22 protein-coding genes and 1 pseudogene are annotated in these 26,986 nt (G+C 29.0%); 19 read left to right on the forward strand and 4 right to left on the reverse strand.

Features of this window, described 5'->3' with window-relative positions:
- Both HKP59_RS01025 and HKP59_RS01030 read left to right on the forward strand, forming a co-directional pair.
- Positions 1 to 548, forward strand: a 548-nt coding sequence (locus HKP59_RS01025; RefSeq protein WP_291802685.1) for a hypothetical protein, incomplete at its 5' end; no start/stop codon positions are given.
- A gap of 13 nt (positions 549 to 561) precedes the next feature.
- Positions 562 to 1,017 carry a hypothetical protein gene (locus HKP59_RS01030; RefSeq protein ID WP_291802687.1) on the forward strand — a complete coding sequence of 152 codons (456 nt, stop codon included), beginning with the start codon at positions 562 to 564 and terminating at the stop codon, positions 1,015 to 1,017.
- Between the two features lie 27 nt (positions 1,018 to 1,044).
- Here HKP59_RS01030 and HKP59_RS01035 read toward each other — a convergent pair whose 3' ends face one another.
- Entirely contained in the window at positions 1,045 to 2,670 is a 1,626-nt protein-coding gene (locus HKP59_RS01035; protein ID WP_291802690.1) for an ATP-binding cassette domain-containing protein, read from the reverse strand.
- Positions 2,671 to 2,834: 164 nt separating this feature from the next.
- On the opposite strand from HKP59_RS01035, the gene HKP59_RS01040 reads away from it, so the two are divergent.
- Together HKP59_RS01040 and HKP59_RS01045 are read left to right on the forward strand one after the other, a co-directional pair.
- Positions 2,835 to 4,223 carry a hypothetical protein gene (locus tag HKP59_RS01040; protein ID WP_291802692.1) on the forward strand — a complete coding sequence of 463 codons (1,389 nt, stop codon included), beginning with the start codon at positions 2,835 to 2,837 and terminating at the stop codon, positions 4,221 to 4,223.
- Between the two features lie 96 nt (positions 4,224 to 4,319).
- A complete protein-coding gene (locus tag HKP59_RS01045; RefSeq protein WP_291802694.1) occupies positions 4,320 to 6,125 on the forward strand; it encodes a DEAD/DEAH box helicase in 1,806 nt (601 codons plus the stop codon).
- 52 nt (positions 6,126 to 6,177) lie between these two features.
- On the opposite strand, the gene HKP59_RS01050 is transcribed toward HKP59_RS01045, so the two are convergent.
- Positions 6,178 to 7,818, reverse strand: coding sequence for a T9SS type A sorting domain-containing protein (locus HKP59_RS01050; RefSeq protein ID WP_291802695.1), 1,641 nt, complete (start codon positions 7,816 to 7,818; stop codon positions 6,178 to 6,180).
- A 173-nt stretch (positions 7,819 to 7,991) separates the two neighbouring features.
- Positions 7,992 to 9,266, reverse strand: coding sequence for an ornithine--oxo-acid transaminase (gene rocD / locus HKP59_RS01055; RefSeq protein WP_291802696.1), 1,275 nt, complete (start codon positions 9,264 to 9,266; stop codon positions 7,992 to 7,994).
- A gap of 240 nt (positions 9,267 to 9,506) precedes the next feature.
- Here rocD and HKP59_RS01060 point away from each other — a divergent pair, with 240 nt between their 5' ends.
- The 12 genes from HKP59_RS01060 (at position 9,507) to HKP59_RS01115 (ending at position 20,211) form a co-directional block, all read left to right on the forward strand.
- Positions 9,507 to 9,938 carry a c-type cytochrome gene (locus tag HKP59_RS01060; RefSeq protein WP_291802698.1) on the forward strand — a complete coding sequence of 144 codons (432 nt, stop codon included), beginning with the start codon at positions 9,507 to 9,509 and terminating at the stop codon, positions 9,936 to 9,938.
- A 71-nt stretch (positions 9,939 to 10,009) separates the two neighbouring features.
- Positions 10,010 to 11,419 carry a 23S rRNA (uracil(1939)-C(5))-methyltransferase RlmD gene (rlmD, locus tag HKP59_RS01065; protein WP_291802700.1) on the forward strand — a complete coding sequence of 470 codons (1,410 nt, stop codon included), beginning with the start codon at positions 10,010 to 10,012 and terminating at the stop codon, positions 11,417 to 11,419.
- Between the two features lie 7 nt (positions 11,420 to 11,426).
- Positions 11,427 to 11,879: a DUF6452 family protein gene (locus HKP59_RS01070; protein WP_291802701.1), complete on the forward strand. Its 453-nt coding sequence runs from the start codon at positions 11,427 to 11,429 to the stop codon at positions 11,877 to 11,879.
- Positions 11,845 to 12,537, forward strand: a complete 693-nt coding sequence (locus tag HKP59_RS01075; RefSeq protein WP_291802702.1) for a DUF6048 family protein — start codon at positions 11,845 to 11,847, stop codon at positions 12,535 to 12,537. Before HKP59_RS01070 ends, HKP59_RS01075 begins: the two co-directional genes overlap by 35 nt.
- Before the next feature lie 36 nt (positions 12,538 to 12,573).
- Positions 12,574 to 13,521, forward strand: a complete 948-nt coding sequence (locus HKP59_RS01080) for a 2-oxoglutarate and iron-dependent oxygenase domain-containing protein (RefSeq protein WP_291802703.1) — start codon at positions 12,574 to 12,576, stop codon at positions 13,519 to 13,521.
- Positions 13,518 to 13,688 carry a gliding motility protein GldL gene (locus tag HKP59_RS01085; RefSeq protein WP_291802706.1) on the forward strand — a complete coding sequence of 57 codons (171 nt, stop codon included), beginning with the start codon at positions 13,518 to 13,520 and terminating at the stop codon, positions 13,686 to 13,688. Before HKP59_RS01080 ends, HKP59_RS01085 begins: the two co-directional genes overlap by 4 nt.
- 41 nt (positions 13,689 to 13,729) lie before the next feature.
- Positions 13,730 to 14,080: a translation initiation factor gene (locus HKP59_RS01090; RefSeq protein ID WP_291802707.1), complete on the forward strand. Its 351-nt coding sequence runs from the start codon at positions 13,730 to 13,732 to the stop codon at positions 14,078 to 14,080.
- 3 nt (positions 14,081 to 14,083) lie between these two features.
- On the forward strand, positions 14,084 to 14,956 hold the full coding sequence (locus HKP59_RS01095) for a nucleoside phosphorylase (RefSeq protein WP_291802709.1): 873 nt from the start codon (positions 14,084 to 14,086) through the stop codon (positions 14,954 to 14,956).
- A gap of 51 nt (positions 14,957 to 15,007) precedes the next feature.
- Positions 15,008 to 15,163 carry a hypothetical protein gene (locus tag HKP59_RS01100; RefSeq protein ID WP_291802710.1) on the forward strand — a complete coding sequence of 52 codons (156 nt, stop codon included), beginning with the start codon at positions 15,008 to 15,010 and terminating at the stop codon, positions 15,161 to 15,163.
- 130 nt (positions 15,164 to 15,293) lie between these two features.
- A complete protein-coding gene (locus HKP59_RS01105) occupies positions 15,294 to 18,440 on the forward strand; it encodes a S41 family peptidase (RefSeq protein ID WP_291802711.1) in 3,147 nt (1,048 codons plus the stop codon).
- Positions 18,441 to 18,500: 60 nt separating this feature from the next.
- Positions 18,501 to 19,433, forward strand: a complete 933-nt coding sequence (locus HKP59_RS01110) for a peptidylprolyl isomerase (RefSeq protein ID WP_291802713.1) — start codon at positions 18,501 to 18,503, stop codon at positions 19,431 to 19,433.
- 82 nt (positions 19,434 to 19,515) lie between these two features.
- Positions 19,516 to 20,211, forward strand: coding sequence for a hypothetical protein (locus HKP59_RS01115; protein ID WP_291802715.1), 696 nt, complete (start codon positions 19,516 to 19,518; stop codon positions 20,209 to 20,211).
- Positions 20,212 to 20,245: 34 nt separating this feature from the next.
- On the opposite strand, the gene HKP59_RS01120 is transcribed toward HKP59_RS01115, so the two are convergent.
- Positions 20,246 to 22,960 (reverse strand): TonB-dependent receptor, encoded by a 2,715-nt coding sequence (locus HKP59_RS01120; RefSeq protein ID WP_291802716.1) that lies wholly within the window; start codon positions 22,958 to 22,960, stop codon positions 20,246 to 20,248.
- Between the two features lie 149 nt (positions 22,961 to 23,109).
- Between HKP59_RS01120 and HKP59_RS01125 the strand changes: the two genes are divergently transcribed.
- The 3 genes and pseudogenes from HKP59_RS01125 to HKP59_RS01135 all read left to right on the forward strand — a co-directional run.
- Entirely contained in the window at positions 23,110 to 23,571 is a 462-nt protein-coding gene (locus tag HKP59_RS01125) for an Mpo1-like protein (RefSeq protein WP_291802718.1), read from the forward strand.
- Positions 23,572 to 23,578: 7 nt separating this feature from the next.
- Positions 23,579 to 25,150, forward strand: coding sequence for an OmpA family protein (locus HKP59_RS01130; RefSeq protein ID WP_291802721.1), 1,572 nt, complete (start codon positions 23,579 to 23,581; stop codon positions 25,148 to 25,150).
- A 127-nt stretch (positions 25,151 to 25,277) separates the two neighbouring features.
- Positions 25,278 to 26,986: pseudogene (locus HKP59_RS01135) on the forward strand (hypothetical protein); the annotation flags it as partial.

A 26,986-nucleotide genomic window follows, 5' to 3' on the forward strand; every position in this document is an offset into this window, starting at 1 on the left:
AATTACCTGAAAATTACTTTGAAACTGTTGAAGATAATGTTATTGCTGCATTAAAAACTGAAAATCTTCAAAATAAAATTAATACTAAAGTATTTACAACACCTGAAAACTATTTCGATTCAATTGAAGATATTGTGCTAGCTAAATTAAAAGCTGAAGCAATTCAAGAAAAAAATAGTGGCATTCCTAAAAATTACTTTGATACTTTAGAAGATAAAGTTATAGGTAAAGTTAAAAAGGAGCCAAAAGTAATTTCATTAAAAAAAGGATTCTCTAAATTCATTGCACCTATTGCAATTGCTGCCTCACTCCTACTTATTTTTACGTTAACTAATAATCAAAAACCGGTTACATTCGAATCAATAGCTGCTTCAGATATTGAAAATTGGATTGATAATGGAAATATTGACATTGATGCTTTAAATATAGTTTCAATGTATCCAGATATTGAATTAAATGATGATATATATACCTCAACTATTTCAGATGAAGAAGTTATTGACTATTTGAATACTGAAGACTTAGATCTAATTATCTATGAAAATTAAAATATTATTCAAAATGAAAAATACACTAGCCATATTACTTATTTTACTATTTGTCACGAGTAATTCGTTCGGACAACAAATCAATAGGCAAAAAATTAAAACACTAAAAACTGCCTATATAACAGAAGCTTTGAGTTTAAAACCTAAAGAAGCAGAAAAATTTTGGCCTATTTATAACTTGTACTCAGAGAATATTCAAAAAAATAAAATGCAATTGGAAAGCGGTTTGCAACGTGAGTTAAATTTTGGTGGTGGTATTGAAAACCTATCAGATGAAGATGCAAAAAAGTTAATTCAAAAATCGATTCAATTTGAAAAACAAATTGCTGAAGACAAAATAAAACTCATTGAAGAACTTTCTACAATTATTTCCAATAAAAAAATTATTAGATTAAAAATTGCAGAAAAACAATTTAACATACGAATTCTTCAAGAATATGGTAAACGCAGAAGAATGGGGCAAAATTAAAAAAAGGGGAGCAATTAGCTCCCTTTTTTATGAATACATTTTACTTCTTAATTCTTTTACTTTAGGATCATCTAAATATTCATCAAATGTTAAATACCTATCTATAACTCCTTTCGGAGTAATTTCAATAATTCTATTTGCTACTGTATGCGCAAATTCGTGGTCATGTGTTGTAAACAAAATTGTCCCTTTAAAATTAGTCAATGAATTATTAAAGGCTTGAATTGATTCTAAATCTAAATGATTTGTGGGTTCATCTAACATTAAAACATTTGCTCTTAACATCATCATTCTAGATAACATACAACGAACTTTTTCACCTCCAGAAAGCACATTACATTTTTTCAAAGCCTCTTCACCACTAAAAATCATTTTACCTAAAAACCCTCTTAAGTAGACCTCTTCGCGCTCTTCTTCAGTTTTTGCATATTGACGTAACCAATCAACTAAATTTAAAGTTGAATCTGTAAAAAACTCCGAATTATCTAAAGGTAAATACGATTGGTTTGTAGTAACTCCCCATTGAAACTTACCACTATCTGCTTTTAAATGCCCATTCAAAACTTCATAAAAAGCAGTTACTGCTCTTGAATTTTTAGATATTAAAGCGACTTTATCTCCTTTATTTAAATTGAAATGAATATCATTAAATAATACTTCTTCTTCAGTTGCCTTAGATAAATGTTCTACATTTAAAATTTGATCTCCAGCCTCGCGCTCACGTTCAAAAATAATTGCAGGATATCTACGACTTGAAGGTTTTATTTGATCAACATCTAATTTTTCAATCATCTTTTTTCTACTTGTTGCTTGCTTAGATTTCGCCACATTAGCAGAAAAACGACGTATAAACTCTTCCAGTTCCTTCTTTTTATCTTCCGACTTTTTATTTTGTTGTGCTCTTTGACGAGCAGCTAGCTGACTAGATTCGTACCAAAATGTATAATTTCCTGAAAAGTGATTTATTTTGCCAAAATCAATATCAGAAATATGTGTACATACCGCATCTAAAAAGTGTCTATCATGAGAAACAACTATTACGGTATTATCATAATTTGCTAAAAAGTTCTCCAACCAACCAATAGTTTCAAAATCTAAATCATTTGTTGGCTCATCCATAATTAACACATCTGGATTTCCAAATAAAGCTTGTGCTAGTAATACTCTCACTTTGGCCTTACCATCTAACTCACTCATTAGCGTGTAGTGCATGTCTTCTTTTATGCCTAAAGACGACAATAACGTTGCGGCATCACTTTCTGCATTCCAACCTCCCATTTCTTCAAATTCAACACCTAATTCTCCAACTTTTATTCCATCTTCTTCAGAAAAATCTTCCTTTGCATAAATAGCATCCATTTCTTTCTTTATCTCAAATAATTGCTTATTCCCTAACATTACAGTATCTAAAACTTGATACTCATCAAAGGAATAGTGATCTTGAGATAAAACAGACATCCTTTTTCCGTGATCTAAATGTACACTTCCTGATGTTGGGTCTATTTGACCAGAAATAATTTTTAAAAAAGTAGATTTTCCAGAACCGTTGGCACCAATAATTCCGTAACAATTACCAATAGTAAATTTTGTGTTCACTTCGTCAAACAAAACTCTTTTCCCGAATTGAACGGATAAATTTGATACTGATAGCATTCTTAATTATTTTTAAATTTTTGCAAAAGTAATAAATTAGATTCACTAAAAAATATATAATTAAAAGTTAATTTTTTGAAGTTTAAAACTATCATTTTATATTTAACATCTCATTAACAAGATAAGAAATAAGTTGTATGTATTTTTGTTTCAATTCAAACTCAATGAAATACTATATCATTACCATATTAATATCGTTATCTATAAGTTGTAATACAACTAATAAGAATAATGATGTGACATCATTTGGAGGAGAAATCATTAATCCAAAATCAGATTTTGTTTTATTTTTAAAAGATGGAAATATCATTGATTCTTTATCTTTAGATGCTAATAACCATTTTATAAATAATTACAAATCCTTACAAGAAGGACTTTATACCTTTAAGCATGGTACTGAATTTCAATATGTTTATGTTCAACCAAACGATAGTATTTTAGTAAGACTCAACACCTGGGATTTTGATGAATCTCTTGTATTTAGCGGAAGAGGAAGTGCTAAAAACGAATTTCTAATAAATTTATTTCTTCAAAATGAAAAGGAAGAAGAAAGTATGTACAAATACTTTGATTTGGATGAGAAAGAATTTGAATTTAAAATAGACTCTCTTTCAAAGGAACGTCATACTATTTTTACTGAATTTACCAATGAACAAGAACAAGAAGTATCAGATGGATTTAAAAAATTAACTTCAGTAGCTATTAATTTTCCGCTTTTCAGATTGAAAGAAATGTATCCTTTATTTTATAAAAAAGCACATAAACATAAAAAATTACCAACAGTATCCAATGAATTTTATGACTTCAGAAAAAACATTAATTTAAATGAAGAAAATTTAATTCCGTTCTACCCATATCAAAACTATGTTGTTAATTATTTATACAATTTAAGCTATGAATTAAAAGAAAAAGATTCAACCAAAAATAATCTTACTCTTAATATTTTAAATGCTACAATAGAAAATATTAAATCTGAAAAATTTAAAAACACTTTGTTAAAAAGAATTGTTGTGAATGATTTTTTAAAAAGCGAGTCTACTTGTAATATAAATGATGATGTTTTAAATTTGTTTTTAGAAAATTGTACTGATGAAGAGTCTTTAACCCAAGTTAAAAACTTGGTTAATGATAGTAAAACTATTATAAATAATGAGCTGTTAAATAATTTTACTATCCTATCAAATGATAATTCAATAGTAACTATTAGAGATATCATCAAAAATCAGAATTCAGTTATATACTTTTGGTCTATAAATTATATGTCTTCCGATTACTTGTTAAAACGTATCAAATATTTAGAAACCACTTTTCCTAACATACTTTTTGTTGGTATTAATATGAATCGTACTTCAGAAAATTTAACAGCTGAACCAAATCTAAAAAATCTAGATATTTCAAAACAATTTAAACTTACCAATGACAGTGAAGCTCACCGCTTTTTTACTAGCAATTACCCGCGAACAATAATTGTTGACAAAGATGGTTTTGTTAAAAATGGTTTCACTTATTTAGATTCTAGAAAACTTCATTCAGAACTGAGCAAATTAAAATAAACTGCTTTTTAGGTTGTAACACAAAATATAAGTGTACCTTTGCACGTTTTTAACCGGTTTATAGATGGGCGTCTGTAAATCAATAATATATACAGAATGTCGACATTTAATGAACTAGGTCTTAGCCAAAATGTGCTAAAGGCCTTAACCGATTTGGGATATGAAAATCCTACAGAAATTCAAGAAAAAGCAATTCCGCAAGTTTTAACATCAGATCAAGATTTAAAAGCTTTTGCACAAACAGGTACAGGAAAAACTGCTGCTTTTAGTTTACCTATTTTAGAACAAATAAATAGCGAAGATTCAAATACACAAGCTATTATTTTATCACCAACCAGAGAATTAGCAATTCAAATTGCTAAAAACATTGATGAATTCTCAAAATACTTAAAGGGTGTTAAAACACTTGCTGTTTATGGTGGTTCAAGCATTGAAGATCAAATAAAAAAATTAAAAAAGGGAGTCCAAATTATTGTTGGTACTCCTGGTAGAACTGTTGATTTAATTAACAGAAAACAACTAAAGCTCTCTAATATTAAATGGTTAGTTTTAGATGAAGCTGATGAAATGCTTAATATGGGCTTTAAAGATGAACTAGATAAAATTCTTGAAGTAACTCCGAAGCATAAACAAACGCTATTATTTTCAGCTACATTTCCAAAGGAAGTTGAAAGTATTGCACGTAATTATATGAACAATGCTCTAGAAATTAGTGCAGGAAAAAAAAATAAAGGCTCTGATCAAGTTTCACATCAATATTACGTAGTATCAGAAAGAAATAGATATGCAGCATTAAAACGAATTGCTGATGTTAATCCAGATATTTATAGTATTATTTTTTGTAGAACTAGAAGAGAAACTCAAGAAGTTGCAGATAAATTAATTAAAGATGGATATAATGCGGATGCTCTCCATGGCGATTTATCTCAAGCTCAACGAGATAGTGTTATGCAAAAATTCAGAAAAAAGCATTTACAAATTTTAGTTGCTACAGATGTTGCCGCGAGAGGATTAGATGTGAATGACTTAACACACGTTATAAATCATAAATTACCAGATCAAATAGAGAATTACACACACAGGAGTGGTAGAACAGGTAGAGCTGGTAAAGAAGGTATTTCAATAGCAATTGTTACTGGAAGAGAAAAAGGTAAATTAAGACCTATTGAAAGAATACTAGGAAAACAGTTTGTGAGTACGCCAATACCTACTGGTAAAGAAATTTGTCAAAATCAATTATTAAAATTAATTGACAAAGTCCATGATATTGAAATTAATGAAGCAGAAATTAACGACTTCCTACCTTCAATTTATGAAAAACTAGAAGGTTTAGACCGTGAAGAACTCATTAAAAGATTTGTTTCTTTAGAGTTTAATACGTTTTTATCATACTATCAAAATGCACCTGACCTAAACGATAGTGATCAAATGAGAGGTAGAGATTCTGACTCTAGAGGTAAACGTAGAGATGATGAAAATATGACTCGCTTCTTTATCAACATTGGTAGAAAAGACAAATTAAATCCTGCTCGATTAATTGGACTTATAAATGAACAGCAAATTGCCAAAAATATTGAAATTGGTCAAATTGAAATATTAGATACTTTTTCATTTTTTGAATTAGACAAAAATTATAAAGACGAAACAATTGCTTCTTTTCAGGAAAATGATGTTGATTTTGAAGGTAGAAATGTAAATGTTGAGATTACAGAGAAAAAACGATCTGGTAGAAGTGGTGGAGGTAGAAGCCGTGATAAGAACCGTAAAGATTCTGGTAGTGGCCGAAGAAGAAGCTCTGGTGGTAAACCTGGAAGTGATTTTAAAGGATTTGGAAGAAAAAGACCTGACAGCAAAAGTGCTTTTGGATCAAGTGATAAAAGTTCTAAAAGACGTAAACGATAGATTATTAAATTATAAAAAAAGCAGCCAATTGGCTGCTTTTTTTATGTGTAAATTATTTGATTATCATTTTTTTTGAAAATGTTCTATTCTTCGATTCAACTATACCTATAATTATTCCATTATAACTAACATTGACAGAGATTTCATCTCGACTCTTGAATTTTTCTTCTATAATTAATTGACCTGAAATATTATAAATCTTGATATTCACATCAATTAATTTATCACTCTTTAAAACAACCTTGTTATTTCTTGAAAAGAATCTTAATCCTTCACTCAAAAATTCTTCATTCGTACTTAACGTAGAAACGGGAACATCAAAAGTTTGAAATCCCATTAATATAACATCAGAAGTAGAAAGAGCTGCTGTTTTGGGTCCTGAACTTGATATAAATTCTACACCATGATTCATTCCGAAAGTATAACTTATAGATCCATTAAGGTTTTCAGCCAAACCAATGGTTCCTCCACTTCCAAAGGATGAGTTATCAGGAATATATCTAAAATATGGACTTTCAAATATTTGTGTAGTACCATTGTCTAAAAACAATTGGTTCTTTCCCCTCATTCGTTCAACTGGACTAGTACTAGTTTGATCTAAACCACTGGCACTTACCAAAAATTGAGAACTAACAAATACATCAGGTTCTTCCAATACTGAAGCAACAATAAAATCAGCCGCTGTGGTAAAAGAGGTTGAATTAATCAATGCATCTGGTGTACTAACACCTGAAACAGTTGATCCTGTAACATCTTCAACTTTAAACGCTGGGAAGTGAGCTCCTCCAGCGTGTGACAATCCTATGGCTACAATATTAACATTTCTGGTGATTAAAGGTGCGGTACCACTAATTCTTCTATGTACTAATCTAAATTGATAATTAGAACCAGGATTTTGGTCCTCAAGTAAACCTGTTAAACTTATAATTCCATCATCCCAGGTATTTATCATTGTTCTTTTCACTGGTAGACCAAGTAAAGACCAACTACTTCCATTGGTGGAATATTCTAATTGATATTCACCTGTAGTACCAGCCGCATTAGACCTTCCATTAATTGAACCCATTACATATATACTTCCTTTAAAAGGTAAAGTAATTGCACTTGTTGCAGTTCCATTGACCTCAGTAAAAGTCGTTGTTGTTGCAGAAACTTCTTCTAGACCCTCATTAATTCTTTTAACATCACTACTTAACTCATAGCTATTAAGTGCAGTTGTTAAAGCTACTACAGTTAACCTTGCCGAGGAATATACATTTCTACCATTTTCTGAAGCTCCCTGGTTACTATGTTCTAATATTAATGGAATTGTGCCTGACAAAGATGAAACATCAAAAATATGAACTAAGGTTCCTATACCCCAACTTTCTACTCCTAGTTCATTTAAACTTTTAATTTGCCTTTTTATGATTCCGCTATCATCTGGTAAAGATGTACTGTAAATTCTATAATTACCTTCTCTACCTGATGTACTAACTCCATCAGGCCTCATATTTATACTTGCAGTAACTAATATGTTGGAGATTCCGGTAACATCAATATTAGTAGTAACTAAATCTGACCAATTTTGTGAATTATTGGCTGTTACTCCAGCACCTGTATTAGTTACAGATTTTAATAAATCTTGGCTATATAAATTACTCACAAAAACAATTAATAAAACTGTAATAATCTGCTTTTTAAGTAGTACCATTTTTTAGTAGTTATTGAACAAATTTAATACTTAGTAAGTATACATGCAATTTTTCAATGTTAATACTATTAATATTAGTACTAATTAAATAATCAATTATTATAAAAACTTATAATTAAAAAAGCGGCTGATTAACCGCTTTTCCTTTTTAATATTTTAAATTATTAATAATTTTAAAATTCAGAAATTGTCTTTTTAATTATTGAAACACAATCAAGTAATTGTTCTTCATTCATAACTAAAGGAGGTGCAAAACGAATGATATTTCCGTGTGTAGGCTTAGCTAGTAAACCGTTATCACGCAGTTTTAAGCATAAATCCCAAGCAGTTGAACTATCTTCAGTATCATTAATAACAATAGCATTAAGTAAACCTTTACCACGCACTAATTTAATAAGATCATTTGTTTCAATAAACTTTTGCAATTCGCTTCTAAATAAGTTACCTAATCTGTCAGCGTTTTGAGCTAAAGCTTCATCTTTAACAACATGTAAAGCAGCAATGGCAACAGCACAAGCCAATGGGTTACCTCCAAAAGTTGAACCATGTTGACCTGGTTTAATTACCTCCATAATTTCATTATTTGCAAAAACTGCTGACACAGGGTAAACTCCACCACTTAATGCTTTTCCTAAAATTAAAATATCTGGCTTAACTTCAGGAGTTCCAGAACAATTTTTATCTGGACAGGAACAGTTTCCACAAGTAGCTAATAAACGACCTGTTCTTGCCACACCTGTTTGAACTTCATCAGCAATAAATAGCACATCATATTTCTCACATAAAGCTTTTGCTTTTGCTAAATATCCCTCAGATGGAACATAAACTCCAGCTTCTCCTTGAATAGGTTCTACGAGAAAACCAGCAATAGTATTACTAGATTTGAATGCATCCTCTAAAGCTATTAAATTATCATATTCTATTTTGATAAATCCTTCTGTAAAAGGACCAAAATTCTTACGAGCATCTTCATCATTCGAAAAACTAATAATTGTTGTTGTTCTTCCATGAAAATTATTTTCGCACACTATAATTTCTGCCTCATTTTCAGGAATTCCCTTTTTTTCATAAGCATATTTTCTACATAATTTTATAGCGGTTTCAACAGCTTCAGCGCCGGTATTCATTGGTAGCACCTTATCAAAACCAAAATAATTAGTAACATATTCTTCGTATTTACCTAACACATCATTATAAAAAGCTCTTGATGTTAATGTTAACGTACTTGCCTGATCTTGAAGCGCATTAATAATTTTAGGATGACAATGCCCTTGATTTACAGCCGAATAAGCTGATAAAAAATCATAATATTTCTTACCATCAACATCCCATACATAAACACCTTCACCTTTACTTAATACAACTGGTAACGGATGGTAATTATGAGCTCCGTACTTTTCCTCTAAATTAATTGCTTGTTCTGATGAGATTTTTTCTGAAACCATCACTTTTAAATTTTAAAAAATTGAAATTATCAATTCCTTCTTATGGAGAGAAATCATCCTAATTCAACGCGCAAATTACAAAATATTTTAAATACTTTAATAGAGCCTTACTTATATTTCATTCATTAAATCCTTTATTTAAAAATTAATTATATCATTCTTGATAATTTTGTCATACAAATCACATAAACATTAAAATTAATTGAATAGATTTGTATATAATTTCAAAATAAATTTAAAAAAATGAAAAAATCGGTATTAGCTCTAGGTTTAGTTGCAGTGTTTTTAACAAGTTGCGGCGATAAGAAAAAAGAAGAAGTAAAAAAAGAAGTTGAAACAAAAGTTGAGGCTGTAAAAGAAGAAGTAAAAGCTGAGGCTACTGATGCAGTTGCTGATAATCTTGAACTAGGTAAAAAATTATTTACAGAAAAAACTTGTGCTACATGTCACAATCCTGATATGAAAGTTATTGGTCCTTCAATAAAAGAAATTAATAAAGTGTATGCAGAACAAAATGCAAACATGGTAAAATTTTTAAAAGGAGAATCTCCTGCAATTGTTGATACAGACCCTGGCCAAGTTGCTATTATGAAAGCAAACTTAGATGGTTTTGTTAAAGATATGACTGGTGATGAGTTAGCTGCAATTACAGCTTATATGAGAAGTGTCAAATAAACTTGTTTTAATAATAAAAAAAGCATCTCTAATAGAGATGCTTTTTTTATGCAAAATAGTACATTTGCAACATGGGTAGAAGAAACAAACCAACAATTTTTGAACATATAGAAGTTATAGATGCTGGAGCTAGAGGTAAAACTGTTGCAAAAGCACCTGACGGACGTGTTATTTTTTTAACAAATACAGTTCCTGGAGATATTGTTGATATTAGAACAGGTAAAAAACGAAAAGCATATTTTGAGGGAACAGCTATTAAATTTCATAAATATTCTGAGAAAAGGGTAGAACCCGTATGTGAACATTTTGAGCATTGTGGCGGATGTAAATGGCAAAATATGGGGTATGAACATCAATTAGCCTATAAGCAAAATGAAGTTGTAAATAATCTTATTCGCATTGGGCATTTAGAATTGCCAGAGGTAACTCCTATTTTAGGATGTGAAAATATCTATTTTTATAGAAATAAAATGGAGTTTTCATTTTCAAATAGCAGATGGCTAACATTAGAAGAAATTAATTCTGAAAAAGATATTGACAATAGGAATGCTTGTGGGTTTCATATTTCCGGGATGTGGGATAAAATTTTAGACATAGAAAAATGTCATTTACAAGAAGACCCTTCAAATCAAATTAGAAATTTTATTAAAAATTATGGTATTGAAAATAAGCTAGATTTTTACAATCCTAGAGATCAAGATGGTTTATTAAGAACCATTATGCTTCGCATTTCTTCAACTGGTGAAATTATGGTAGTCATCCAATTTTTTAAAGAAGAAAAAGAAAAACGTGAAGGGTTGCTAAATGCTCTAGCGAACGAATTTCCAGAAATCACTTCGTTACAATACGTAATTAATAGTAAAGGGAACGATACATTATATGATCAAAATATTATTTTATTTAAAGGAAGAGATCATATTTTTGAAGAAATGGAAGGTTTAAAATTTAAAATAGGACCAAAATCATTCTATCAAACAAATTCTAAACAAGCATATGAGCTCTATAAAATAACTCGTGATTTTGCCAATTTAAAAGGCAATGAACTTGTTTATGACTTTTATACTGGTACTGGAACAATCGCTCAGTTCGTTTCTAAAAATGCTAAAAAAGTTATTGGCGTAGAATCTGTTCCAGAAGCAATTGAAGACGCCAAGCTAAACGCACAATTAAACAACATTAAAAACGTTGAGTTTTATGCAGGAGACATGAAAGATGTCTTCAATAATAATTTTATCAAAAAACATGGAAAACCAGATGTGATTATTACAGATCCTCCGCGTGATGGAATGCATAAAAATGTAGTTGCAAAAATTTTAGAAATTTCACCTAAACGAATTGTTTATGTAAGCTGTAATTCTGCGACACAAGCACGTGATTTAGCATTAATGAAAGAACAATATTCAATTGTTAAAACACAGGCTGTTGATATGTTTCCACAAACGCATCATGTAGAAAATGTAGTTCTTTTAGAATTAAAATAACCATAATATGAAGAAAAATTTAATTTTAATGGCTCTCTTATTTTTAGCAATTTTAAGTTGTGAAAAAGATGATATCTGCATTGAAGATACGACTCCTAATTTAGTACTTCGATTCTATGATAATGAAAATCAAACCGAAGTAAAACAAATAACTGATTTAACTGTTTGGGCGATAAATTATGATAGTATTTATGTAAACGAATCTTTAGACTCTATTGCAGCACCACTAGATTTAAACCAAAATGCAACAACATATATTTTAGTGAATAACTTAGTAAATGACACTATTACATTTAGTTATGATAGAAATGATATATTTGTTTCTCGTTCTTGTGGATACAAAACTACATTTGACAATATGCAAATAGAAAGTAATACCACTAATTGGATAAAAAATATTAATATTAACAACACATTAATTGATAATGACACAACGGCACATATTACTATTTTTCATTAGCCTTTTTTATGTAAGTATAGCAACATCTCAAATAGAGAATGATACCATAAAAATAAAAGAAAAATATGGTATTAGAATTGGCGTTGACGTTAGTAAACCGATACATTCTATATTTGAAACTGAATCAAAAGGATTTGAGATTGTTAGTGATTTCAGATTTTTAAAAAACTATTATGCCGCAGTTGAACTAGGTGTTTTAGATAAAACAACAAACGAAGATTATATTAATTTCACCACAAAAGGTTCTTATTTTAAAGTAGGTATAAATTATAATGCTTATGAAAATTGGGTAGGTATGAACAATGAAATTTACGTTGGTTTAAGATATGGTTTAAGCTTTTTTGATCAAACCTTAAATAATTACACACCAAATGTAAAAGGAACATATTTTATTGCTGAAACTTTAGAACCAAATATGCAGTTTAGCGATTTAACGGCCCACTGGGTTGAATTTGTTTTTGGAATGAAAGTAGAAACTTTTAAAAATTTGTATTTAGGCGTAAGCATCAGTTTTAATAATTTAATCAGTACCACTGACCCTGAAAACTTTAAAAATCTTTATGTTCCTGGTTTTAATCGCGTGTTTTTAAACAATACTGGAGTAGGCTTTAATTACACATTAAGTTACCTAATACCTATTATTAAAAAGAATAAATAATTTTTGTATTTTTATTAATCAACAAATTTAAATGATATGAAAAATATTCCAAGTGTTGACCTATCTGATTTTTTATCTGAAGAACCTTCAAAAAAGCAACAATTTATAAAAGAAATTGGTGAAGCGTATGAAGAAATAGGTTTTGTTGCTCTAAAAGGACACTTTTTATCTGATATTATTTCTGATAAATTATATTCCGAAGTAAAAAACTTTTTTGATTTACCAACTAACACGAAAGAATCATATGAAATTGAAGGTATTGGTGGACAAAGAGGTTATACTTCTTTTGGAAAAGAAAGTGCTAAAGGAAAATCAGAAGGAGACTTAAAAGAATTTTGGCATTTTGGACAAGAAGTTATAAATAATGAAAAACTTAAAAATGAATATCCAGAAAACGTAGTTGTAAAAGAAGTTCCAAACTTTAATATAGTTGGAATGGAAACCTACAAAATGCTTGAAAAAACTGCAATATATGTGCTACGCGCTTTGGCTTTGTATATTGGATTAGATGAATTTTACTTTGATAAATTTGTTATCAATGGCAATAGTATTTTACGTCCAATACACTACCCTCCTATTCAAGGAGAACCAAAAGGTGCAGTGAGAGCAGCTGCTCATGGAGATATTAATTTAATTACACTTTTGATGGGAGCCTCAGCCTCAGGCCTAGAAGTTCAAAATAAAAAAGGTGAGTGGATTCCTGTAACTGCTCTTCCTGAGCAATTAGTAATTAATGTTGGAGATATGCTAGAACGATTAACAAACAACAAATTAAGGTCAACTATTCATAGAGTTGTGAATCCACCCAGAAAAGATTGGAATAAATCACGTTATTCGATTCCGTTTTTTACTCATCCGATTAGTGAAATGCCTCTCAACTGTTTACCTGAATGTATTAGTGAATCACAACCAAAAAAATATGATGATACTACTGCTGGTGAATTTTTAAATGAACGTTTAAAAGAATTAGGTCTAATAAAATGATTACAAAAAGAATAATTTCATTTTTTACATTTGGTGTTTTTTTGATTCTTGCTGGTGCAATTACTAAAGTTTTGAAATGGCCACAAGCTAATTTATTGCTAGCTATTGGACTTCTTTTTGAATTAGTAGCAGTATTGCTTTTTATTTGGAAAAAGCTAAAAAAATAGCATATTATTCCTTATTTTTGAATTTACTTTTTTTTAAAAAAATGGGCAAGAAAAAATTAAATAGCTTAGAAGATTTAGGTGGTTTTGTATTTTCAACAAATGATAGCTTCGACTACAACACGGAAGAGCAAGTTGAAACTTTAGCACCAAAAAAACAGTTTTTAGAAGCTTTATTTTCAAATAAAGGACGTGGTGGAAAAACAGTAACTATAATTGCAGGTTTTGTTGGTAGTGAAACTGATTTAAAGTCGCTTGGGAAATTATTAAAAACCAAATGTGGTGTTGGTGGAAGTGTAAAAGATAATGAAATTATAATTCAAGGGAATTATAGAGATAAAATCATGGAAATCCTTAAAAAAGAAGGATATAACGTAAAACGCGTAGGCGGATAAAATATGACTAAAATAGCAGCATCAGAATTAATTCTGAACCCCGATGGTAGTATTTACCATTTAAATTTAAAGCCCGAACATATAGCTACAGATATTATTTTTGTTGGAGATCAAAATAGGGTACCAAAAATTACAAAACATTTTGATTCTATTGAATTTGATATACAAAAAAGAGAATTCAGAACTATTACTGGATCTTTTAAAGGCAAACGAATTACTGTAATTTCAACAGGAATAGGTCCTGATAATATTGATATTGTTATCAATGAACTAGATGCTTTAGTAAATATAGATTTAGAAACTAGAACAGTTAAAAAAGAACACACACAATTAAATATTGTAAGAATTGGAACTTCTGGTTCGTTACAAAAAGATATTCCAGTTGATAGCTTTGTATTGGCTAAATATGGTTTAGGGTTTGATGGAATGCTTCTTTCATATGACTGTGAGCATATTTTAAATAGTGAATTTGAAGATGCTTTTATAGAGCATACCAATTGGAGCCCAAAAAAAGCAAGACCGTACATTGTAAAAAATAGTGATTCTCTTGAAAAGAAGTTGCTAAGTGATAAAGTTTTTACTGGAGTTACAGCTACCGCTGGAGGTTTTTATGGTCCACAAGGACGTGTTCTCCGTTTAGCCATTCAAGACCCAGAATTAAATACTAAAATTGACAGTTTTGAATTTAATAATACTAGAATTACCAATCTTGAAATGGAAACCTCAGCCATTTATGGTTTATCAAAACTTTTAGGGCATAATGCCTGCTCTATGAATGCTATTATAGCAAACAGAGCAACAGGTGATTTTAGTGAAAATCCTTATAAACCGGTTGAAGAATTAATAATTTATACCTTAGATAAACTCGCTTTGTAAAATAAATATTATATTTACTCCGTTATAAATTCAATTAAACCCCAAATTAAAATGAAAAAATTAACTTTAAATGCCTTGCTAATAACTATAACTATAGTTTTATTTACTTCTTGTGTGTCAACAAAAAAAGGTTGTGGTTTAACTAGTGACGCACATAAAATTGAACAATCAGCAACTAGTGAAGCTACTGTTTTAGCTGAAGTATAGTCTAATAAAAATAATTTTAAATATTTAAAATCCGCCTTTGAGCGGATTTTTTTTAACATAAAAATAAGAAACTTCTTTATTTAATTACTATAAATTTATTGCTCGATTACTAATTCAAACTTTATTCTTTATGAAATTTATTAAAACCATTTTTTCTGTGCTTATTTTTATTAGCACTATAACAGGTAATTCACAGTCTAACAAACTATTTTTCACATTAAATCCAACATTAACACCAAATGCCCAAACTATTATTTTTAGCTTTGAGGGAGATCTTTGGAGCGTTGCTACTCAAGGAGGTGATGCTTCTAGGCTAACTGCTATGCAAGGAGAAGAAACTAACCCAAGTGTTTCACCCAATGGTAAATGGCTTGCCTTTTCAAGCAATCAATATGGAAATAATGATGTATATGTAATGCCATTAAATGGTGGTGAAATTACACAACTTACTTTTAATGAAAGTCCAGATAATGTTTCTTCATGGAGTTGGGATAATTCAAAAATTTACTTTGAATCTTCGAGAGATAATAATTTAACTACATATAGCATTGAACGTGACGGAGGCACTCCTAAACGCTTGTTTAAACATTTTTTTAATACTGTGCATAATGTTGTTGAAAACCCAATAAATGATGAAATTTATTTTAATGAATCTTGGGAGAGTAGCATTTTTGCTCATAGAAAAAGATATAAAGGAGACTATAATCCAGATATTAAATCATACAACTTAAAAACTTCAGAGTATAAAGAGCATACAAACTATATTGGAAAAGATTTTGGTGTAACTTTTGATAAAAATGGAACACTCTATTTTAAATCAGATGAAGGAAACAATGAATATAATTTATATACTCTTCTAAACGGAGAGAAAAAACAATTAACTAACTTTTCAAGTTCTATTATGTGGCCAAAAGTTAGTGCTAATGGAGAAAAAATAGTTTTTAGAAAAGATTATCAAATTCAAGTTTATGATGTTAAAAGTGGAAAAACTTCAACGCCCACTATTAATATTTTTACAAACAATACCTTAGATAAAGAACAATCGTTCTCAACAAAAGGAGAAATTACTTTTTTTGATGTTTCTCTAGATGATAAAAAAATAGCTTTTGTCTCAAGAGGCAAGTTGTTTGTTTCAGATACTAAAGGAAAATTTATAAAAGAAATTGAAACCAACAGCAATGAGGCTGTTCAAGAAGTTAAATGGTTAAAAAATAATAAAACGCTTATCTATTCTCAATCTGTTCTTGGCTATTACAATTGGTTCTCCATAAATGCAGATGGTTCTTCAAAAGAGAAGCAATTAACAAAAAATACGATGAACAATCGCCAGTTAACTTTCAATAGTGATCGGACGAAAGGTGTTTATATAAGTGGTAGAAATAATATTTGTTTAATGGATATGACTTCATTAAGAAGCTCAATCATTGTTTCTGATGAATTGTGGGGATTTTATAATTCAAACCCTTATTTCTCTCCTGATGATAACTATATAGTTTACAACGCCTATCGAGATTTTGAAACGGATATTTTTGTATATAACATCACTTCAAAAAATATTAAAAACTTAACAAACACTAAAGTATCAGAGTCCTCTCCTGTTTGGTCTCCAAATGGTAAGTATTTATACTTTGCTTCTGATAAACAAAACCCTAGCTATCCATTTGGAACTAGCAATAGTAAAATATACCAAATGGCATTAGATAAATATAATACTCCTTTCAAAATTGATGAATACACAGATTTGTTTAAACCTGAAGATGAAAATGATAAGAAAAATGATGAAGAAGAAACTTCTAAGAAAAAACCTACTGTTAGAATTAATTCAACTAACATTATGCAACGCTTAAAAAGTGTTAGTCCAAGATTTGGTGAACAAGAAAATCCTTCCGTTATTCAAAAAGATGAAAAAACATTTGTTTTGTACATCTCAAATCATAGTGAAGGGAAGCCACAACTTTGGAAAACTACTATAGAACCTTTTGAAAATAACAAAACAGAAGCTGTAAGTGACAAAACTATTAGAAACTATCAATTAGTGAATACAGAAAAAGATAATTATATATTGGTAAATGGAAGCATACATACATTAGATATTGCTGGAAATAAATTAAAAGAAATTTCTATTGAAAATAAATTTAACAAGTCACTTTCAAAAGAGTTCATGCAAATGTATTATGAGGCTTGGGCAGGAATGGAAGAGAATTTTTATGATGAAAATTTTCACGGCCAAAATTGGCAAAAACTTAGAGATCAATATGCTAAATACTTACCATATATAAAAAGCAGAGCTGAGTTACGATTAATTTTTAATGACATGCTAGGTGAACTAAACACTTCTCACTTTGGGTTTAGTTCAAGTGGAGACGAAGAAGATATCTATTACGGAACAAGAACATTAGCTACGGGAATTCTATTCGATAATGAAAATCCATTTACAGTTCAAAGAATACTTAATCATAGTCCCGTTGATTATTCTGAAATTAATCTTAGAAAAGGAGATCAATTAGTTGCCGTTGATGGTAAAAATATTGATTCAAAAGTGAATCGTGAAAAATATTTTTCTGTTCCTAAATTCCTAGAAGAACTAACACTAACATTTGAAAGAAATGGAAATGAATTTAACGTAAATATTCACCCATCTTCAAAAAATGAAGTAAGAGATTTAAGATATGACGAATGGCAAGATGAAAACCAAAAGTATGTGGATTCGAAGTCAAATAACCGAATAGCATATGTACATATGAAAAATATGAGTGGTGAAGAACTTATAAAATTCAAAGAAGATTTAGTAAGTGATGAAGCCTATAAAGATGGCTTAATTCTTGATTTACGCTATAACAGAGGAGGAAATGTACACGATGAAGTATTAAAATTTTTAAGTCAAAAAACATACTTAAACTGGAAATATAGAGAAGGTAAACTCACTGGACAAGCTAATTTTAATTATGGAAATAAACCAATTGTACTACTTATTAATGAGCAATCTCTTTCTGATGCTGAAATGACTGCTGCCGGGTTTAAAGAACTTGGCTTAGGAACTATTGTTGGAACTGAAACATATCGCTGGATCATTTTTACATCAGGAAAAGGATTGGTTGATGGCTCATTTTATAGATTGCCTTCTTGGGGTTGTTATACATTAGATGGAAAAGATTTGGAAGTAGAAGGTGTGAGTCCTGATGTTTATGTTGGCGAAAATTTTAAAGACCGCCTTACCGGTAAACAACCTCAACTTAACAAAGCCATTGATTTAATTTTGAAAGAATTGAATAAGTAATATTTATACTTTTATTTCAAATGAAAGCATGTATATTTGCAACGTTTAAAAAATAAGAAAATGGATAACGGATTATACGCAAAATTTAACACCACAAAAGGTGCAATAGTAGTAAGTTTAGAGTTTAAAAAAACTCCTGGAACAGTTGGTAACTTTGTTGCTTTAGCTGAAGGAAATTTAGAAAACAGTTCTAAACCACAAGGAACCCCTTATTATGATGGATTGAAATTTCATAGAGTAATTGCTGATTTTATGATTCAAGGTGGATGCCCACAAGGTACTGGAACAGGCTCTCCTGGTTACAGTTTTGATGATGAGTTTCACCCAGAATTAAAACATGACGCTCCTGGAATTTTATCTATGGCTAATTCAGGGCCTGCTTCTAACGGAAGTCAATTTTTTATCACACATGTTGCAACACCTTGGTTAGATAATAAGCACACTGTTTTTGGAAAAGTTGTTGAAGGACAAGATGTTGTTAATGCTATCGCTCAAAATGATGTATTAGAAACTCTTGAGATTATGAGAGTTGGTGAACAAGCTGAAAAATTCAACGCAATAGAAGCTTTTAGAGTTTTTGAAGGTTCAAGAGCAAAAAGAGAAGCTGAAGCAAAGGCTGAACTAAAAAAGCAAATGGAAGAAATTGCAGCTGGATACGACGAAACTCCAAGCGGTTTACGTTATAAAATTTTACAAGAAGGAAATGGTGCAAAAGCTGAAAAAGGCAAAACCGTTTCTGTACATTATAAAGGTCAATTATTAGATGGAAATGTATTTGATTCTTCATATTCACGTAAACAACCTATCGATTTTCAATTAGGTGTTGGTCAAGTAATTTCAGGATGGGATGAAGGAATTCAATTATTAAAAGTTGGAGATAAGGCCCGCTTTGTAATACCTTCTAATTTAGCATATGGAAGTCGTGGTGCTGGCGGAGTTATTCCTCCAGATGCTACACTAATCTTTGATGTTGAGTTAATGGATGTGAAATAAATTTGTTACAAATTGAATTTAAAATCGTCTAACTTTATAAAGTTAGACGATTTTTTTATTTTTACATATCAATACACTTATTATGAAATTAAACCTTGCTCTGTATTCTCTTTTATTTTTTTCTCTAATTAGTTGTAATTCAAAAAGTAATAGCGCTGAATTTATTCAAAAAACTACTGGTAGATATCTCTATAATTCAAATGAAATTATTGAAGTGTATTTTAAAGAATCACAATTATATTTAAAATGGCGAGGTGCAACTAATATTAAACCTTTAAAAACTGATGAGCATACTTTTTTTGTAAAGGAAATGAACGAGAAAATTCAGTTTTCAACAAATCCAATTGATCATAAAGAGTATTTAGTTTTGTTACCTAAAAATGACATTGACACAATTCAACAAGCTTTTAGAAAACTAAACAAAAATGAGAAAATACCAAATGAGTATTTATTAAATAATCAGTTTGATAAAGCTTTACAGAGTTTTTTAGCTATTCAACAAAAGGATTCTACTGATAACGCCATTAACGAGGCTGACTTAAACTCTTTAGGCTACAAAAAGTTAAGAAATAAAGATGTTGAAATGGCAATGCAAATTTTCAAAATAAATAAAGCATTGTACCCAGAAAGTTCAAATGTTTACGATAGTTTAGGTGAAGCCTTTCTAAAAAATGGTGATACAATTAATGCTATTAAAAATTACAAAAAATCTTTAACCTTAGACTCTGGAAATAAAAGAGCTAAACGACAAATTGAGAAACTCGAAAAGTCAGAGTAAAAAAACTATATTAACTAACGCTATATTTAAGCTATTAATGTCTTACTCTATAACCACGTCGTCTATCAGATGATCCTCTTTTGCTTTCTGTTCCTGTAGGTGGTTTTATATTGTAGGTAAAACTAAGCATTGCATAAGTTCCTAAATTTTGTCTGAAGGTTTCTTCAAAATAGTTTTCAGTACTCGTTCTTTCAATTCCAATATTTCTATCTAAAATATCAAAAACCATAAATTTCAAATTCCCTCGTTTACCTTTCATAAAAGCATATTCTACAGCCATATTCCAAATTGGAACATTTTGAGAATCAAAATTATTATCAGTAAATAAATTATAATCAAATTGTGTATTAAAATTTACACTATTAGTGATATCAAAATCAATTTTAGCGTAATAGTTCTGCTCAAAAAAATCACGATCTCTATCTTGAAGAGAATAGGTAGTTTTGTTAAAACCATATTTTGCTCCAACTGTTAAATCAATATTGTTTTTATTTTCATTACTTAAATTTAAATCAAAATTCGCTCCTTTACTTTTAGTTTTATTATATTCTCCATTAATAATTGTAATATAATCACTCGCATTACCATCTATTCTAAAGTTATATCTGAATCCTATTTTTTTAATTTTTCTTCGAACGGAAATAAATCCTCTAAAATTAGATTTTGAACCAAAATTTTCGAATGTAGAATATTGTATAAAATTATCATCAATAGTTCTGTCTGTTACAATTGCATTCGTGGTTTTACTATAATTGAAAAACGTGAAGAAACTATTTGCAGTTTTAAAATCATTTGAATAATACATTATATTGAAATTATCTGCGATTTCAGGAGTTAAATTTATATTACCTGTACTAATAGATAAAGGATTAAAATCATTTACTACCGGAGAAACTCTATTTGCTGATGGTAATTCAGTTGATTTATTATATCTAAATCTAACTCGTTTACCTTTTTTATATTCATAACTTACAGTTGCTCTAGGTAGAAAATTATCATAAGTTTTATCTATAATTTTAGCATTATCAACATCTAGTTTTTGATTCATTGTTTGTAATCCTCCTGACAAATAGAATTGAAATTCATCTTTGCTAAAAACATAGCCTAACTGATTATCAAAAACTTGATTGTTATAATCTGTATTAAAAATAAATGGATTTTGCTCTATAGTATTAATAGTTCTTGATTGATTTAGATATTCTTCATCTTTAGAATTCTCTATCTCTGAAGAAAAACTAACAAAATGATGCGGAACTATTGGCTCCATATAACGCGCAGAAACATTATAATTTAAACTTTTGTTTTGTTCATTTCTGATGGTAGTTTCATTAGATTCTTGAAAATTTTCAGCATCTGAAACGTTAAATTTATTTAAAGCTTCTTGGTAATTAGTATCATCATTATCAACAAAAGACACTCCTGCCCTCACCCTAATATTTCTTCCTACTTCATTAATTTTTTTTCGATAAGAAAAATTTAAACCTCCATTATTTCTGTCATCTTCAGTAGTTGTAATTCTGTTACTATTTGTATCTTCTAAGTTATTCTCATCAAAAAATACGGTTGAATTTGAACTATCTGATTCACGATTATCTTTTTTAAAGTTTCCTCTAAATTCAAGATAGGTATCTTTTTTTGATCGATCTCTTAAACTGAAATTTACATTGTGATTATTTGATATATTTTGACTGGTTTCTTCTCGTTCTGAAGTAAATAATTTATCATTGGTAAATTGAGTTCTATTTGAGCTTTCCTCTTGTTCATTGTCTGAATATCCATAATTATAATCAATGTTAAAATTTAAATCTTTTTTAAATTCATAATTATAATTTGCACCTGCAGTTCCAGTAGTTAAAAAACCACTATTGCTTGAACCCCTACTCCCATCTCTTCTAAATACACTTGCACCCGTATTATTTATATTATTCAAATTTCCAAAAACAGCTAGTTGCGTATTACTTGTGAATCTGTTAATATCAAAATTACTAGTATAACGCTCATTTGTACCAATTCCCGCTCCCATTTTACCAAAATAACCTGACTTTTTACCTTCTTTTAAAACCAAGTTTATAATTTTATTCTTCTCTCCGTCCTTTATTCCTGTTGTTCTAGTATCATCACTTTCTTCATCTATTATTTGAACACTTTTAATAGCGTCGGCGGATAAATTTTTTAGTGCTATGGTTTGATCATTGTTAAAAAATTCCTTTCCATCAACTAAAATTCTTGTTACATCTTGTCCTTGAGCACTCACGGTACCATCTGTAGCAATTTGAATACCAGGCAATTTTTTTATTAAATCTTCAACATTATCATCTTGACGTACTCTAAATGCCTTACTATTAAAAGCAACAGTATCCTGCTTAATTTTTATAGGAACGACTGCATTTATGGTAACTTCATTTAATTGATTCACTTCTTTTTTTAGTGTCAAAGTACCTAAGTTAACTGGGGAATCTTCAATTGTCAAAACTTGTTGATTCGCTTGATAGGTCATTAAATATACTTGGAACAAATAAGTACCATTTTTAATTTCAGAAAGTTCAAATTTACCATCCTCTCCTGTCGAAGTATAACTCACTAACATTGAATCTTTTGGCTGTAACAATGCCACTGACACAAATTCTAGTGGTAATTTATCTTCGTCAATTACATTTCCAGTTATAGTTTGTGAAATTATACTTTGTGAAATTAACAATACAATAGCTGTTAATTTTAAAGGATTGAGGTTTATCAATTTATTTTTCATTTAATTAAGTTTTTTTTATAATATTTAAAAAAATATATTTTTATATATTTACATACGTTCAATTTTTCATTCAAAGGTGGCTCATTTTTATATAAATTCATCTTATCCAATGTTAAATTGTGTTAATGAGTGTTAATTAAAATTTAAAGATGAAAAAACTTGAACAATGGTTCGAAGAATATGCCGAAAGTCATCAAAATAAAACAAACCAATTAATTCATTTTTTTTGTGTCCCTGCGATATTTTTAAGTATTGTTGGTATGCTTATGAGCCTTCCTTCTAACCTCATTTCAGATTTTACTAAAATTAACAATCCGTTCATTGAAAATTGGGCATCACCGGTACTCGTTGTTTTATTATTATTTTATTTAAAATTATCTTATTCAACCTTTGTAAAAATGCTTGCATTCTCAATAGTTTGCCTTGTATTCAATTATTATTTATCCATTATTTCCTCACTATTTTATACTTCTTTAGCTATATTTGTTATTGCTTGGATAGGTCAATTTTATGGACATAAACTTGAAGGTAAAAAACCTTCTTTTTTTAAAGATTTACAATTTTTATTAATTGGACCTGCATGGGTTTTTGAAAAAATTTCAAAAAAATAAATTACTTATGAAATATTTTATATCTATTATATTCCTATTTTTTCTCAATATAATAGTATCTCAAAATACAGATTATAAAGTTATTAATACCTCAATAAATTCAAAATATGCTGATTTTGGTGTTACATATTTAAATGACAGCGTAGTGCTGTTTGCATCTTCTAAAAAGACAGAAGATGATAAAAATTTTTCCAAAAATAGACGTAAAAACAATCGTCAACTTTTTTTAGAATTTTATTTTGCATTAATTAATGATGAAAGTGGAGATCTTACTCAAATTGATCGATTTTCGAGTGAAATGAATAATAAGTTTTTCGAATCTGATATTTCATTTACTCCCGATTTTAAAACTATTTATTTTACGTGGAATAATTTTTACGACGCACAAAAAAAAACAGATTCTGCAAAGTTTAAACCGCTGTATCTTTTTAGAGCATCAGTTGATAAAAACTTTCAACTTATAAATATATTACCTCTTACATTTAACAGTAAAAACTACTCAGTTAGAAGCCCTATGGTAAGTAAAGATGGGAAACGGTTGTTTTTTGTATCTGATATGTCAAATGGATATGGTAATTTTGATTTGTATGTTGTTGATATTCTTCCAAATGGTGGTCACAGTTCACCAAAAAATTTGGGTCCGAATATAAATACAAAATTTGATGAACTATATCCGTTTATAGATAAAAACAACACCTTATACTTTTCTTCCAATGGTCATAAAGGAATGGGGGGATTAGATATTTTTAAAAGTAATTTTATTAATGGAGAATTTCAACAAGCAGAAAATTTACAGCAACCAATAAATAGTACATTAGATGATTTTTTGTTTGTTATTAATAGTGATATAAATTCTGGTTTTTTTACCTCAAACCGTATAGATGGTAAAGGAGGAGTTGATATCTATGCTTTTCAACCAAAGATTCCTGAAAAATGCACAAAAGAAATTACAGGAACTGTATTGAACAATGAAACAAAACAAGCATTAAACAATACAACTATTGCCCTATATTACGGTACTGATTTAATTGAATCAAAAACTTTAACAGCGAATTCCTTTAGTTTTGAAATAGATTGTGATAAAAACTATATACTGGTTGCTTCAAAAGAAAAGTTTGAAGAAAATACTACTGATTTGAATGAAGAAAGTACTAATTATAAGAAATTAACTAAAACTATTTACTTGGATCCAATCTCTGAGTTTGTTAATATTCGTGAGCAAAAAATGATCAAAACGAATCCTATTTACTTTGATTTAAACTCTTCTAAAATAACCTCATCGGCAATAATTGAGTTAAACAAAGTGGTTAAAATTATGAACAAATACCCTAATATTAAAATAGTTTGTGGTTCTCACACAGATTCTAGAGCTTCTGACAATTATAATATTTCACTATCAGAAAGAAGAGCAAAATCTACAGTTGACTATATTATTTCTCAGGGAATTAATCCGTCTAGAATCTCTAGCGAAGGATTCGGAGAGACACAACTAGTAAATAAGTGTAAAAACAATGCAAAATGTACTGAAAAAGAACATCAAATGAATAGAAGAACAGAGTTTGTAATTATTGATGAATAATTGAATAGTTCTTTTTTTAACAATTTAAAAACCTATATTCTATATTTGTTGTTAGATTTCTGGTTAAAAAAGCAATAGCTCTTTTATTTTTGAGTTATATATTATAAAATTAAACCCCAAATTAAGAATGAAAAAACTATTCAATTTATTGTTATTTTTGTTCATTACTTCTATTTTTGGTCAACAACAAAAATTTGAAACATTTACTACTTCAATAAATTCAAAATATGCTGAATTAGGAATTATCTATTTAAATGAACATACAGTATTTTTTGCTTCTTCTAAAAAAAATGAAAATGATAAAGCGTTTAAGAAAAATAGACGTAAAAATAATCAACAACTTTATTTAGACATATATCAAGCCAATATTAACCAAAACGGAGATTTAATTCAAACAAATAAATTTTCTAACGAGAAAAACAATAAATTTTTTGAGTCTGATATTTCTTTTACTCCTGACCAAAACATTATCTATTTTACTTGGAATAATTTTTACAATACTGAAAAAAGATTAGATTCTGCAAAATGGAGAACTCTCCAAATAATGAAAGCAGATATTAATGGAGACTTTGAACTATCAAATATAAAACACTTACCATTTAACAGTGAAAAATATTCTGTAAGAAGCCCTATGATTAGTAGGGATGGAACAAAACTATTTTTTGTTTCAGATATGCCTAATGGATTCGGAAAAAATGATATCTATGTTGTTGATATAAAAAATGATAGCATCTATGGAAACCCAAAAAATTTAGGAAAAAATATAAACACCAATAAAGACGAATTATATCCTTTTATTGATGAAAATAACACTTTATATTTTTCATCATACGGACACAAAGGAAAAGGAAGTTTAGATATTTATAAGAGCATATATAAAAATGGAGAATACCAAAAAGTTGAAAATCTAGATACTCCTATTAACAGTGCTTATGACGATTTTGCCTTTGTTATTGATAATTCTAAAAATACTGGCTACTTGACATCCAATCGTAAAGGTGGAAAAGGAGATGTAGATATTTATGGATTTAAATTAAAAGATGAAGAATGTAAGCAAGAGATAACCAGTTTATTTTTTAATAAAAATTCGGGAGAGCCTTTAATTAATGTTAAAGTTTCTTTATTTAGCAATAATGAAATAGTAGAATCGAAAGTCAATAGCACTAGAAATAATACTTCTTTTAATTTGAAATGTGAACAAGACTATACAATATTAGCCGAAAAAGAACATTTTGAATCTGCTCAAGTAGAATTTACTACTACAAATACAATAAATGATTCCTTGATTAAAAACTTACAGTTAACACCTATTGAATGTAAACAACAAGTAACAAGTTTACTTTTTAATAAAAATTCCGGTGAACCTTTAGCTAATGCTAAACTATCATTATTTAGTAATAATGAATTAATAGAATCTAAAATTATTAGCAATGGAAATAGTGATTCATTTATGTTGAAATGTAAAAAAACATATACTATAATAGCCGAAAAAGAATATTTTGATGCTTCGAAAGCTGAATTTACTACTACAAATATATTAAATGATTCGTTGATTAAAAATTTACAATTAAAACCAATTGAATGCAACCAACTTATAACTAACTCTATTTTTAATAATAATACAGGAGAACCTTTAAGTAATGTAAGAATTTCATTAGTACAAAACAGTAGAGTTTTAGAGTCAACAACTATTAATAATGATAATAACCATTCATTTAGTTTAAAATGTGATCAAAACTATACGATTTTAGCTGAAAAAGAACATTACATACCAGCTGAAGTACAAGTTAAAACAAACTCTGAATCAAATGCCAATTTAGAGAAATCAATTGCATT

It is taken from the genome of Lutibacter sp. (genome assembly GCF_013041805.1).
Classification (GTDB): Bacteria; Bacteroidota; Bacteroidia; order Flavobacteriales; family Flavobacteriaceae; genus Lutibacter.